A 12408-nucleotide genomic window follows, 5' to 3' on the forward strand; every position below is an offset into this window, starting at 1 on the left:
CAAGACGCTGGGATGGCGCACTCCCGCCGAAGCCCTCGACGAACACCTACGATCGCTCCAACAACCCGGTGTTGCGACGACCGATTGAATCCGTCCAGCATGCCGCAGTCGGTGTGGTGGATCAGGATGATCTCCGTCGTGCCGAGCAGCCGCTGGCTGATGGCCAGCGACCGGATCTCGTCGTCGGTGATCACCCCGCCCGCATTCCGAATGACGTGCGCCTCACCGTCTTTCAGGCCGAGGATGCGATAGACGTCCAGCCGGGCGTCCATGCACGCCACCACGGCGACATGCTTGCTCGGGGGCAGCGGCAGCGGTCCGCCGAAGTGGGCGGCGTAGTCGGCGTTGTTGGCCAGGTACTCGTCGGTCACGGTCATGATCGCGCCTTCGTCGAGGTGGAATGAGGACATTCACAGGTATGCATCGACAGTGACGGATCGTGGCCCCGAACGCGAGGTATCGGCGCACGGTGAGATTAACGATGGACGGCGTCAGCCCTTGTCGCCGAGCGTGGCGGTCTGCCGCTTGGGCAGCTTCCAGCCCGGTCGGGGGAAGTGGCAGGTGTAACCGTCCGGATAGCGCTCGAGGTAGTCCTGATGCTCCGGCTCGGCCTCCCAGAACTCGACCGCCGGGGTGAGCTCGGTCACGACCGTGCCGGGCCACAGGCCCGAGGCGTCGACATCGGCGATGGTGTCCAGTGCGACGCGCTTCTGCTCGTCGTCCAGATAGAAGATCGCCGATCGGTAGCTGCTACCGATATCGTTGCCCTGCCGGTCCTTCGTCGTCGGATCGTGGATCTGGAAGAAGAACTCGAGCAACGCCCGATAGTCGGTCCGCGCGGGGTCGTAGACGATCTCCACGGCCTCGGCATGGCCCGGATGGTTGCGATAGGTGGGGCGGTCGTTGCGTCCGCCGGTGTAGCCGACCCGGGTGGACAGCACGCCCGGCTGCCTACGGATCAGATCCTGCACCCCCCAGAAGCATCCGCCCGCCAGAATCGCCTTCCGTGTTTCGGTCACGCGTCCTCCTTCGTGAACAAGCTTCGATACGGACCGTAGCCCTCCGCCTCGAGGTCGTCGAGGTGGATGAAGCGCAGCGCCGCCGAATTGATGCAGTACCGCAGGCCGCCGGCGTCCGCGGGGCCGTCGGTGAACAGATGTCCGAGATGGCTGTCGCCGTGGGACGAACGCACCTCGGTGCGGATCATCAGATGACTGAAATCCCTTTTCTCGATGACGTTTTCGGCATCGATGGGCTTGGTGAAGCTCGGCCATCCGCTGCCGCTGTCGAACTTGTCGACCGAGGCGAACAACGGCTCACCGGACACCACATCCACGTAGATACCCGGCTCGTGGTTGTCCCAGTATTCCCCGGTGAACGCTCGTTCGGTCCCGTTCTTCTGCGTGACGTGATACTGCTCGGGCGACAGCGCGGCGACCGCCGCGGGATTGCGGTTGATTTCCCGTGCCATATGACCTCCTCATATCGACGCCGGGTACAACCCCGGGCCCGGCCCGGAAAGTTCCACCCGGGCGGGCTGTCACACTTCGGTCATATGTTCTCGGCGAGGTCGGGCGCCGCGCGGGCGGAATCCGATCGGCTAGCGGTCGTTGAGCGCCTGCCGGACCGGCGATTTGGCGAGGGAGTGCACCACGCAGGCGCCGCGCAGGGTCAGGCGCAGCACGCGGGGAACCGCGGTGATGCTGTCCCAGCTCCCGGACGTCTCGGAATGGATCAACCCCTCGGCCAGCAGCATGCGCACGGTGCTGCCCAGCTCGGGACCGGGCCGCGCGGCCGCCAATTCGACGGTGGTCCGGGGATGCGCCGCGAGGGCGCGGAGGACCGCTTCGGCGTGGTGGTGATCCACCAGTTCGCGCAGCCACACTATGTCGGGATCGGCCGCCATGGCCAACTCACCGCCTCCTGCTAGGGATTTGTTCCTACGATCCCCATTCGACGCCCGACCCGCCCCCGAACGCGGCTCACTAACGGTTCCCTTACCCCCATACCCTGCGGTATTTCCGGAATCTTGCCGGGCACTCCGTCAGGCGATGGCCGCGATATCGCCGTCGTCGAAGTGGAGGGCCCGATATAGGAGCTGTCGGTGGGACCCGAAACGGGGCGATTGTCGGAAAATGGCTGGACCTGGGGCGGTGGGGGGCCGGATCATCGTCGGATGACCTCGCCCCAGGAACACCTCAGGCTCATCGGTCGCGGGGACCCCGCGACCGCGGTGGCCGGTGAGCTCTCGTGGGTGATGAATCTCGATGATGCCGACTCGCCTCGTGATGTCATCGATGCGATCGGAATCGCGCCCTATATCAGTGGTGAACAGCCGCATGCGATTTCGGTGGAGCTCGAGCATGTGAAGCCGAATGCGCCGTTACTGCCGGAGGCCGGGCGGGTGTTGCGCACCAGCGAGGGTGACGGGATGCGGGCCATGCTCTCGGTGGGGGACGGGTGGACGTTGAACGTGCGGCGGCGGCCCAACGGCACGGCGGAGTTGATTGTCTGTGCTGTGACCGAGGCGCTCGCGCGGGAGGTGATCGAGGCGTGTTCTGCCGGCGCCACGACGGAACCGGAGCCCGAGGACAGTCGGATTCCGATGGGTTTCTGGCATATCGGGCCGCACGGGGGACAGCGGCGTGAGCGCACCATCACGGCGGCGGCCTGGTCGGAGATCGAGGGGAACTACGGCGTGGCGGTCGGCGCGTCCCTGCACCGGTTGATGGCGGTGCGCGCCGAGGAGATCCGCGGGCGATTGCTGTTGCTGCACGGTCCGCCGGGCACCGGCAAGACCTCTGCGCTGCGCGCGCTGGCCCGGGAGTGGGCGGACTGGTGCCAGGTCGACTGCGTGCTCGATCCCGAGGTTCTCTTCGCCAATTCGGGTTACCTCATGGAGGTCGCCATCGGCGTCGACACCTATGACGAGACCAAGCGCCGCTGGCGTCTGCTGGTTCTCGAGGACTGCGACGAACTCATCCGTGGCTCCGCGAAGGAGTCCACGGGGCAGGGGCTTTCCCGTCTGTTGAATCTCACCGACGGGATGTTGGGGCAGGGGCGCGATGTTCTGGTCGCGATCACCACCAACGAGAATCTGTCCCATCTGCATCCGGCGGTGGTGCGGCCCGGGCGATGCCTGGCTCAGCTCGAGATGGGTCGGTTGTCCTACGCCGAGGCGACGGGCTGGCTGGATCGCGAACTCGGTGATCGGCCTCGGCCGGTGGTGGGTGCGGACGGCATGACGTTGGCCGAGTTGATCGAGGCGCGGGAGGACACCTCCCGGATCCGGGCCGTGCCGGCCGGTCCGATGGCCGGTGACGGGGGCTATCTGTAAACGGTTGGGGCGCTGCGGCGGCCGTAATTCGGCAGTTTGATCTTGCTGCCGTACAGGGGGTCTTAAGGCGGGGCTTCAAAGCTATTCAGTCTCACGGAGTTTCGTATCGCCCCTCGAATGAGGCTGTTATCGTTATGCGAACGTTATGCTCCGGCTTCGAGAGAAAACATGACTTCTCATTCGATTACATTTCGGTCCTTATCCGCGTCCGTCGGTGTTTCGGCAATCGCTGCCCTGGCTATTGCCGGAGCTCCGTCCGCACTGGCGGCTCCCGACTCCAAGTCCCCGGCCGACGACGTTGTCAGCCTCACCAACAAGGAACGTGCCAAGGCCGGTTGTTCGGATCTGAAATCGGAGAGTCACCTCACCGATGCTGCTCAGGCCCACAGCAAGGACATGGCGTCCACTGGGAACTTCGATCACAACTCCTCGAAGGGCGATCCGGGCGACCGGATCGGCGCCGCGGGTTACAAGGCCCAAACCTGGGCCGAGAATATCGCGATGGGCCAGCAGAGCGCGGCCGAGGTAGTCGACGCGTGGATGAACAGTGCGGGTCATCGCGCCAATATCCTGAACTGTGGACTGAAGGACATCGGCGTCGGCTACGCCAAGGGTTCGGATGGAAGCCCTTATTGGACACAGGATTTCGGCACGTCCAATGGGAAGGCCGACGACAAGGCTAAAGACAAAGACAAGGATAAGGACAAAGGAAAGGACAAGCCCGGCGGCGACGATAAGAAGAAGCCGGGCGGCGGGGACGATAAGAAGCCGGGCGGCGGGGACGATAAGAAGCCCGGCGGCGGGGACGATAAGAAGCCCGGCGGCGGGGACGACAAGAAGCCCGGCGGCGGCGACGACAAGAAGCCTGGCGGCGACGACAAGGACAAGCCCGGCGGCGACGACAAGGACAAGCCCGGCGGCGGTGGCGACGAGGACAAGCCCGGCGGCGGCGACGAGTCCGGCGGGGGTGACTCTTCCGACGGTGGCGATAAGCCGGGCGGCGGTGACGAGTCCGACGGCGGCGATAAGCCGGGCGGCGGCGATGAGTCCGACGGCGGTGGCGACTCTTCCGATGGTGGTGACCAGTCCGACGGCGGTGGCGACTCTTCCGATGGTGGTGACCAGTCCGACGGTGGCGGTGACTCTTCCGATGGTGGTGACCAGTCCGACGGCGGTGGCGACTCTTCCGATGGTGGTGACCAGTCCGACGGTGGCGGTGACTCTTCTGACGGTGGTGACCAGTCCGACGGTGGTGACGACTCTTCCGACGGTGGCGACACATCCGGCGGTGACGACGCGTCGGATGGTGGCGACCAGTCCGGTGATGACGAATCTTCCGATGGCGGTGGCCTGTTCGGTGGCGACGACGCCTCCGACGGTGGCGGCCTGTTCGGCGGCGGTGCGGGCGACGACGCGTCCGATGGCGGCGGCCTGTTCGGCGGCGGCGACGGTGGCGACTTGTTCGGCGGCGGTGACGGCGGCGGCCTGTTCGGCGGCGGTGACGGCGGCGATCTGTTCGGCGGCGGCGATGGCGGCGACTTGTTCGGCGGCGGCGACCTCTTGGGCGGCGCGGGCGATCTGTTCGGCGGTGGCGGCGGGGACCTGTTCGGCGGCGGATTCGGCGACCTCGCCGGCGTCGGCGGCGGTCTCGGCGGCGGCGGTCTGTTCTAACCAGTGACACAAGACAATTCGTAGAAGGAAGACATCTCATGGGTAAGCACAGCGCGAAACGAAACTCCGTAGGCTCGGTCCGATTGGCCATGCTGTCGATGACCGCACTGGTCACCACCGCGGGCATCGCCGAACTCCATGCGCCCTCGCAGGACAGCCAGGCGGCGCACGCGACCACCGGCACCGCCGATGCCGCGACCTCCGTGCGACTGGCGAGCAACGTCGAATCCCTCCCCGTCACACGGCCGATGACCGTCGCGGACAAGACAGAGGCCCCGGTGTCCGCGGCCAAGCATGTGACCCGCGTCGCCGCCGCGAAGAAGGCTCCGGTCAAGAAGGTCGCCGCGGCGAAGAAGGCCAAGAAGAAGAAGTCCGAGCCCGCCGCCCCCGATCTCGGCAAGGTGCTGAGCGGGCTGGCCAAGACCCTGAGCACCGGCAGCTCCGCCGCCGGCGGGCTCGCGAAGGTCCTGGGCACCGGCAGCGCGGGCATGGGCAGCAGCGAGGGCGCCCTCGGCAGCGCGGGCACCGGCAGCAGCGCGCTGATGCCGCTGCTCGCCCTCGGCTCCGCCTGACGTGTCCCACCCGACCGATATCGGTCCGCTCGACGCCCATCCGGGACCTGCCGCCGGCCTGACCCTCGACTGGGATCTGTTGGCCTGCAACGAACAATGGCGTGCGATATTCACGGGTCTGCGTACCGGTGAGAATCTGCTGGAATGGCTGTTCGCCAGCCCGCACGCGCGGCAGTTCCCGGAGTGGCGGCGTACGGCGCGGCACATGCTGCTCTGGTATGTGGACGCTCAGCTGCAACACGGCGGCGACGGACGGGCCCTGGCCCGGCTGCGCCCGCTGGCGACGACGAACCGGGCCGTGCGATCACTGCTGGGCGATACCGACGCCGACGAGGTGGAGGTCGTCTTCTCCGAGGGCGCACCGCTCGAGGTCCCCGACCCCGAGACCGGCGCAGTCACGATCTACCGATTCGATCCGATCGCGCTGATCGAATCGGAACCGGTGCCCTACTACGCGATTCAGGGTTCGGTCTGCGAGGCGTGATTCAGTGCAGCGCGCTGCCGGCCTGCCACTGATCCCACGGGACCGTCCAGTCGCCGTTGTTCCAGGACTGCTGGACCGGGCCGGGAGTGTCGCGGATCTCCACGACATCGCCGGGCATGGACCAATTGAAGAACCACTGGGCATTGTCGAGATTGAGGTTCAGGCAGCCGTGTGAGGTATCGGTATTGCCCTGGGCCCAGACGGTGGAGTCGAGCTGATGCAGATAGATACCGTCACCGCTGATGCGGGTGGCCCAGCCGATGGCCTCCTTGTAGCCGAGCCGGGAGTTGACCGGCAGGCCGTAGGTGGAGGAGTCCATGATGACCGGATTGCCCTTGTCCATCACGGTATAGACGCCCGCGGGGGTGTTGAAGTAGATGGTCTTGTTACCGATCTGCTCGCTGCCGCCGCGGCCCATCGAGGTGGGCATGGTGCGAATCAGGTTGCCGTTCTCGAAGACCTTGACCTGATGGGTGTTGTCGTCGGCGATCGAGACGTGCGACGGGCCGATGACGAACGAGGTCTTGGAATCCTCCTGGCCGTAGAGGCCCTGACCCAGTTGGGCGCCATAGATACTGGCGTTCACCGAGACCTTCGTGCCCGGGGCCCAATACTTTTCGGGCCGCCAGTGCGCGTTGCGATCGTCCATCCAGTACCACGAGCCCGGCACCGGCGGATCGGTGGTGACGTTCAGCCGCTTCTCGGCGGCCGCCCTATCGGGAATGCTCTCGTCGAAATGCGCGACGATCACGGTGCCCACGCCGTAGGTGCCGCCGTCGGCCAGCGGCTGGCCGCCCGTGGTCGTCAGATACAGCTTGGTCTGATTGCTCGGGGTGAGCGTCGCGAACGACGCCTTGAACGGCCCGGTCGGCCCCGTGATCGAAATGCCCTGCGCCGTCACGGAATAGGTATGGTCGTACCCGAGCGGACCGGTCGGTTTCCAGGCGGTGTGATCCGGCGTCAGGATGCCGTCCACGGGTTTGCCCTGCTCGTTCGTCATCGCGACGTCGGTCAGGATGCCATCGGAGGCGCTCACTTCGATCTTGCCCAGCGGGTCGACATTCTTGCTGCCGTTCCCGGGCGTCACCGTGATGATCGGTGCCGCCGGACCTGCGGTTCCCGGCGCCGGCTTCGGCGCGGTTCCCGATGAAGATGAGCACGCGGCCAACAGTATCGTCACCAGGGCGAACCCAGTGGCGACACCGAATCGGCAGCGGCGACCTGACATGCTGTCTCCTGCGCTCGCCGTGCGCCTGGTGGGCCCGACCCCTGCAGCGCACCAATCGCCTAACTGTCTTGACGGCTAGTTTACGGGTCGAGCCGAACGCCCGGCACCCCGAGGTGTTGCCCCAGGTTTACGCGGTGGTCAGTGGGGTACCCCAGCTACCGGTGTGTGTCTGAAGCGAGGTGGAGGCATGACTGCAAACCTGATGATCGTGGAGGACGACGACCGAGTTCGGAGCGCCCTGCGGCTGGCCATGGAGGATGAGGGTTACGACGTCGCCGAGGCCGAGGAGGCTGAGGACGCGCTCGAGCATCTGCGCGACAACGGGGCGCCGGACGTGATGATCGTCGATCTGATGCTGGGCGATATGGACGGCTTCTCCTGTATCCGTGAGATCCGTCGCGATCACGATGTGCCGATCATCGTGGTGAGCGCGCGCGACGATACCCACGACGTGGTGGCCGCGCTCGAGGCCGGCGCCGATGATTTCGTCACCAAACCCTTCGAGATCAAGGAGATCACCGCGCGGATGCGCGCGCTGCGCCGGCGCGCGCAGCAGTTCGCCGAGCCGCCCGCACCGCAGGGCGTGGTGCTGGACGCGGATCCCGAAGTGCCGCTGGTGCTTTCGCCGGAGTCGGGGATCGTGCGCCGCGGCGAGGAGGAATTACATCTGACCCTCACCGAGTTCCGGCTGCTGTGCGAGTTGGCCGAGACCCCCGGCCGGGTGCTCTCACGCACCGCGCTGCTCGAAAGGGTCTGGGACCGAGGGTTTTTCGGTGACGAGCGCATTGTCGACGTGCATGTGCGCCGGCTGCGCACCAAGATCGAGAGGGATCCGTCGGATCCGGTGATCGTGGTGACGGTGCGTGGGCTGGGTTATCGACTGGATGTGCAGCGTTAACGTACGTCGTGCGTTCGGCCGCGGGCACAGCCTGCGGGCCCGGACGATTGTCGCCTTCGCGGTGACGGCCGGACTGGTCTCGGCGCTGCTCGCGGCGACGGTCGCCCTGTTCCATCGCGGCTTCTGGGAGACGCTGATCGGCTGCGCGCTCGCTGGCACCGGAATCGGCGCGATATTCGGACTGTGGCTGTCGCGGCGGCTGCTGGAACCGTTGCGTCAGGTGACCGGTACGGCGGCCAGTATCGCCTCGGGCCGGTTGGGCACCCGGCTGCCCGATACCGACGATCCCGATCTCGCGCCGACCGTGGACGCGTTCAACGCCATGGTGGATTCGCTGCAGCGCCGCATCGAACGCGAGCGGCGACTCGTCGGTGATGTGAGTCACGAACTGCGCACGCCGCTCACCACATTGACCACCAGCGTCGCGGTGATGAACCGGCACAAGGATGAACTGCCCGAGCGCTCCCGCCGTGCGCTGGATCTGGTGCGCGCCGAATTGGACCACCTGCGGCGGCTACTCGACGATCTGCTGGCGCTGGCGCGCGCGGAGGCGCGCATGCACGGCGCGGACGCCGAACCGCTGTCGGTGCACGATCTGCTCACCCACACGCTCGCGGAGCTGCGCTATCCGCCCGATCTATTGCGATCCGATGTCGACGCGACGGTACTGGGGCGCAAGCTCGAACTGGAACGGGCCGTGGTGAATCTGCTCGAGAACGGCGACCGGCACGGCGGCGGGGTGATTGCCGTGGGTGTGCGGCGGATCGGCGGCGAGGTGGTGATCACGGTCGACGACGCCGGTCCCGGCGTAGCGGCGGAGGATCGTGAACGCATCTTCGACCGGTTCGTCACCGTGCGCCGCGGGCGTCGATCGGGTACGGGCACCGGAATCGGTCTGGCCCTGGTCGCGGAAACCGTTGCGGCCCATGGCGGGCGGGTGGAATGTGGCGAACGTCACGGGGGTGGAGCGCGTTTCACCGTATCGCTGCCGATCAGTGAGGCAACTCACTGAAAACACGGACGTAACACGACTGTAATGAAGCCGACAGGTTGCCCTCAAACTTGATTGGCAAATCTGAATACATGCAGACCCGAACACGGAGTATGCCGATCGAGTCCTCGGTTCCGACCGTGATTCGCGCACCACGCCTCGGTGACGGGGCGGCCATGTGGCGAATCGCGATGGAATCGCGGGTGCTCGATGCGAATTCGAGCTACGCGTATCTGCTGTGGTGTCGCGACTTTCGCGCCACCTCGGTCGTCGTCGAAATCGGAGGGGATATCGCAGGGTTCACCACCGGATATCTGCGCCCGCAGGCTCCCGATGTGCTGTTCATCTGGCAGGTCGCGGTCGACCATGCCTACCGCGGCCGGGGGCTCGGCGTTGCGATGTTGGACCATTTGGTGAATAATCTTGCAGCGCAAGGGATTTCGACACTGGAGACAACGGTGTCGCCGGATAATGAGGCATCGCTGGCGATGTTCGCCTCCCTGGCACGACGCCGGGAAGCGCAACTGACACGCCAGGTGCTGTTCGAACCACAGGATTTCCCGGACGGGCACGAATCAGAGGACCTGTACCGGATCGGGCCGTTGACAAGTGTGGCCCACACCTCAGGAAGGGATCATCGATGACCACGGCTGAGATGACCGTTTTCGAAAACTTGGAATCGAATGTGCGCGGCTATTGCCGGTCATGGCCGACACTGTTCGATACCGCGCAGGGTGCCTGGCTGCGCGACGGCGGTGGCCGTGATTATCTGGACTTCTTCGCGGGCGCGGGTGCGCTGAACTACGGGCATAACAACCCCGTGCTCAAGCAGGCGCTGCTGGATTACATTGCCCGCGACGGCATCACCCACGGACTGGATATGTCGACGGTCGCCAAACAGCATTTACTGGAGACCATCAATACGGTGCTGCTCGACCCGCGCGGCCTCGATTACAAGGTGCAGTTCCCGGGCCCGACGGGCGCGAATGCCGTCGAGGCGGCGCTGAAGCTGGCCCGCAAGGTGACCGGCCGCACCACGATCCTGAACTTTACGAACGCGTTTCACGGCATGACGCTGGGCGCGCTGTCGGTCACCGGTAACGCCGCCAAGCGTGCCGGGGCGGGCGTGCCGCTGGTGCACGTCAATCCGATGCCCTACGACGGCTACCTCGAGGGCGCCGACGAGCTGGCGTGGATGGAGAAGGTGCTCGACGACAGCTCCTCCGGCGTGGACAAGCCCGCCGCGGTGATCGTGGAGACCGTGCAGGGCGAGGGCGGGGTGAACGTGTCGCGGCCGGAGTGGCTGCGCAGACTGTCCGAATTGTGCTCGGCGCGCGGGATTCTGCTGATCGTCGACGATGTGCAGATGGGCTGCGGCCGCACCGGCCCGTTCTTCTCCTTCGAGGCCGCGGGCATCACACCCGATATCGTGACGCTGTCGAAATCCATTGGCGGCTATGGCCTTCCGCTGGCGCTGGTGCTGATGCGCCGGGATCTGGACCAGTGGGCGCCCGGCGAGCACAACGGCACCTTCCGCGGTAACAACCCGGCCTTCGTCACCGCGACGGCCGCGCTCGAGCACTTCTGGAGCGATCAGCGGCTGGAGGAGGCGACGGCGGTCAAGGGCGAGCGCATCCGGCAGTCGTTCACCGAGCTGTCGGCCAACTACACCGGCGTATCCACCCGCGGTCGCGGTCTGGTGCACGGCCTGGTGTTCGACGACGCGTCGCAGGCGGGCAAAGTCAGCCGCATCGCGTTCGAAAAGGGCCTGCTGGTGGAGACCTCCGGCGCCGAGGACGAGGTCGTGAAGTTACTGCCGCCGCTGACCATCACCACCGACGAACTCGACCACGGCCTGGGGATTCTGGGGCGTGCGGTCGATATGGTCCAAGGAGGACACTGAACCCATGATCGTGCGGACCACCGACGAGATCACCGGCACCGACCGCGATGTCGCGGCCGAGGGCTGGCGCAGTAAGCGCATCATCCTGGGCGGGGACGGAGTGGGATTCTCCTTCCACGAGACCACGATCCAGGCCCGGACCACCCATGAGTTCCACTACGCCAACCATGTCGAGGCGGTGTGGCTCATCGAGGGCGAGGGCACGCTGTACGACCTGGACAACGACGTGCGCTACGAGCTGGGCCCGGGCTCGATGTACCTGTTGAACGGGCATGAGCGGCACCGCCTGGAGACGCGCAGCCGGATGCGGATGCTGTGCGTGTTCAACCCGCCGGTCACCGGCCAGGAGGTGCACGACGAGAACGGCGTCTATCCCTTGGTCGCCGTACCCCAGTAGGTGAGGAGGAGAACACTCCGATGACGTTGGCCGAGAGTCGAATCGACCGATACCCGACTCGAACCCCCGGTGCCGCACCGCTTATCGAGCGGACGGATCACACCGTCTGGGGGCGGATCGAATCGCCCGCGATGGCGAGCTTCGATGCCGACGGGTACGCGATCATCGACGAGCTGCTGAGTCCGACCGAGGTCGCCGGCTTCTCCGCCGAGATCGACCGGCTGGCAAGCGATCCCGAGCTGCGGCTGGACGAGCGGGTGATCATCGAGAAGAAGTCGAACCGGGTGCGGTCGATCTTCGAGGTGCACCGCATCAGTACGGTCGTCGCGGAACTGGTGCGCGACGAGCGGGTGGTCGGCCTGGCCCGGCAGGTACTGGGCTCGGAGGTGTACCTGCATCAGAGTCGGGTGAACTACATGCCCGGATTCGAGGGCACCGGATTCTATTGGCACTCCGACTTCGAGACCTGGCATGCCGAGGACGGCATGCCGGCGCCGCGGGCGGTGAGCCTGTCGATCGCGCTGACCGACAACTATCCGTTCAACGGCAGCCTGATGGTGATGCCCGGTTCGCACCGCACCTTCGTGCCGTGCCAGGGGGAGACCCCGGCCGACCACTATCGGGAATCGTTGCAGGAGCAGCAGATCGGCGTGCCGTCGCATGCGCACATCACCGAGCTGGCCAACACCCACGGCATCGCCCAGTTCACCGGTGCGCGTGGGTCGGCGCTGCTGTTCGACTCGAATGTCATGCACGGCTCGGCCGACAACATCACCCCGTTCCCGCGCTCGAACATCTTCCTGGTGTTCAACAGCGTCGAGAACGCGCTGGGGGAGCCGTATGCGGCGCCCATGCCGCGGCCGACCCACATCGCCGCCCGGGACTTCGATCCCGTGCGATGAGGACCGGGGCGCCACCCACTGTGCC

14 protein-coding genes and 1 pseudogene are annotated in these 12408 nt (G+C 66.1%); 10 read left to right on the forward strand and 5 right to left on the reverse strand.

Annotated elements, in window-relative coordinates; translation table 11 throughout:
- Positions 1-71: 71 nt before the first annotated feature.
- From ACIA76_RS41355 to ACIA76_RS41370, 4 genes and pseudogenes are all read right to left on the reverse strand, one after another.
- Positions 72-377, reverse strand: a pseudogene (locus tag ACIA76_RS41355) (beta-class carbonic anhydrase); the annotation flags it as partial.
- Between the two features lie 114 nt (positions 378-491).
- Positions 492-1019: a peptide-methionine (S)-S-oxide reductase MsrA gene (gene msrA, locus ACIA76_RS41360; protein WP_397160694.1), complete on the reverse strand. Its 528-nt coding sequence runs from the start codon at positions 1017-1019 to the stop codon at positions 492-494.
- Positions 1016-1471, reverse strand: a complete 456-nt coding sequence (gene msrB, locus ACIA76_RS41365; protein WP_397160696.1) for a peptide-methionine (R)-S-oxide reductase MsrB — start codon at positions 1469-1471, stop codon at positions 1016-1018. The genes msrA and msrB overlap by 4 nt, the downstream gene beginning before the upstream one ends.
- A 129-nt stretch (positions 1472-1600) precedes the next feature.
- Entirely contained in the window at positions 1601-1906 is a 306-nt protein-coding gene (locus ACIA76_RS41370; RefSeq protein ID WP_397160698.1) for a hypothetical protein, read from the reverse strand.
- 270 nt (positions 1907-2176) lie between these two features.
- On the opposite strand from ACIA76_RS41370, the gene ACIA76_RS41375 reads away from it, so the two are divergent.
- The 4 genes from ACIA76_RS41375 (at position 2177) to ACIA76_RS41390 (ending at position 6064) form a co-directional block, all read left to right on the forward strand.
- Complete coding sequence (locus ACIA76_RS41375; protein ID WP_397160700.1) at positions 2177-3337, forward strand: DUF5925 domain-containing protein; 1161 nt, start codon at positions 2177-2179, stop codon at positions 3335-3337.
- Between the two features lie 168 nt (positions 3338-3505).
- The gene (locus ACIA76_RS41380) at positions 3506-5008 is read left to right on the forward strand and encodes a CAP domain-containing protein (protein ID WP_397160702.1); all 1503 of its coding nucleotides are present in this window, start codon (positions 3506-3508) and stop codon (positions 5006-5008) included.
- A gap of 38 nt (positions 5009-5046) precedes the next feature.
- A complete protein-coding gene (locus ACIA76_RS41385; RefSeq protein ID WP_397160704.1) occupies positions 5047-5580 on the forward strand; it encodes a hypothetical protein in 534 nt (177 codons plus the stop codon).
- A 1-nt stretch (position 5581) separates the two neighbouring features.
- A complete protein-coding gene (locus ACIA76_RS41390) occupies positions 5582-6064 on the forward strand; it encodes a hypothetical protein (protein WP_397160706.1) in 483 nt (160 codons plus the stop codon).
- A gap of 1 nt (position 6065) precedes the next feature.
- Here the strand turns inward: ACIA76_RS41390 and ACIA76_RS41395 are convergent, their stop codons facing one another.
- Positions 6066-7292 (reverse strand): Ig-like domain-containing protein, encoded by a 1227-nt coding sequence (locus tag ACIA76_RS41395; protein WP_397160708.1) that lies wholly within the window; start codon positions 7290-7292, stop codon positions 6066-6068.
- Positions 7293-7479: 187 nt separating this feature from the next.
- Here ACIA76_RS41395 and ACIA76_RS41400 point away from each other — a divergent pair, with 187 nt between their 5' ends.
- From ACIA76_RS41400 to thpD, 6 genes are all read left to right on the forward strand, one after another.
- Positions 7480-8190, forward strand: coding sequence for a response regulator transcription factor (locus ACIA76_RS41400; RefSeq protein ID WP_397160710.1), 711 nt, complete (start codon positions 7480-7482; stop codon positions 8188-8190).
- Positions 8177-9202: an ATP-binding protein gene (locus ACIA76_RS41405; protein ID WP_397160712.1), complete on the forward strand. Its 1026-nt coding sequence runs from the start codon at positions 8177-8179 to the stop codon at positions 9200-9202. Before ACIA76_RS41400 ends, ACIA76_RS41405 begins: the two co-directional genes overlap by 14 nt.
- A gap of 182 nt (positions 9203-9384) precedes the next feature.
- Entirely contained in the window at positions 9385-9825 is a 441-nt protein-coding gene (gene ectA, locus ACIA76_RS41410) for a diaminobutyrate acetyltransferase (RefSeq protein ID WP_397160714.1), read from the forward strand.
- Entirely contained in the window at positions 9822-11084 is a 1263-nt protein-coding gene (ectB, locus tag ACIA76_RS41415; protein ID WP_397160716.1) for a diaminobutyrate--2-oxoglutarate transaminase, read from the forward strand. The genes ectA and ectB overlap by 4 nt, the downstream gene beginning before the upstream one ends.
- Before the next feature lie 4 nt (positions 11085-11088).
- Positions 11089-11481, forward strand: a complete 393-nt coding sequence (locus tag ACIA76_RS41420; protein ID WP_397160718.1) for an ectoine synthase — start codon at positions 11089-11091, stop codon at positions 11479-11481.
- A gap of 20 nt (positions 11482-11501) precedes the next feature.
- The gene (gene thpD / locus ACIA76_RS41425) at positions 11502-12383 is read left to right on the forward strand and encodes an ectoine hydroxylase (protein ID WP_397160720.1); all 882 of its coding nucleotides are present in this window, start codon (positions 11502-11504) and stop codon (positions 12381-12383) included.
- Positions 12384-12408: the final 25 nt, after the last annotated feature.

Origin of the sequence: Nocardia sp. NPDC051570, assembly GCF_044454005.1 — a bacterium.
Taxonomy (GTDB): domain Bacteria; phylum Actinomycetota; class Actinomycetes; order Mycobacteriales; family Mycobacteriaceae; genus Nocardia.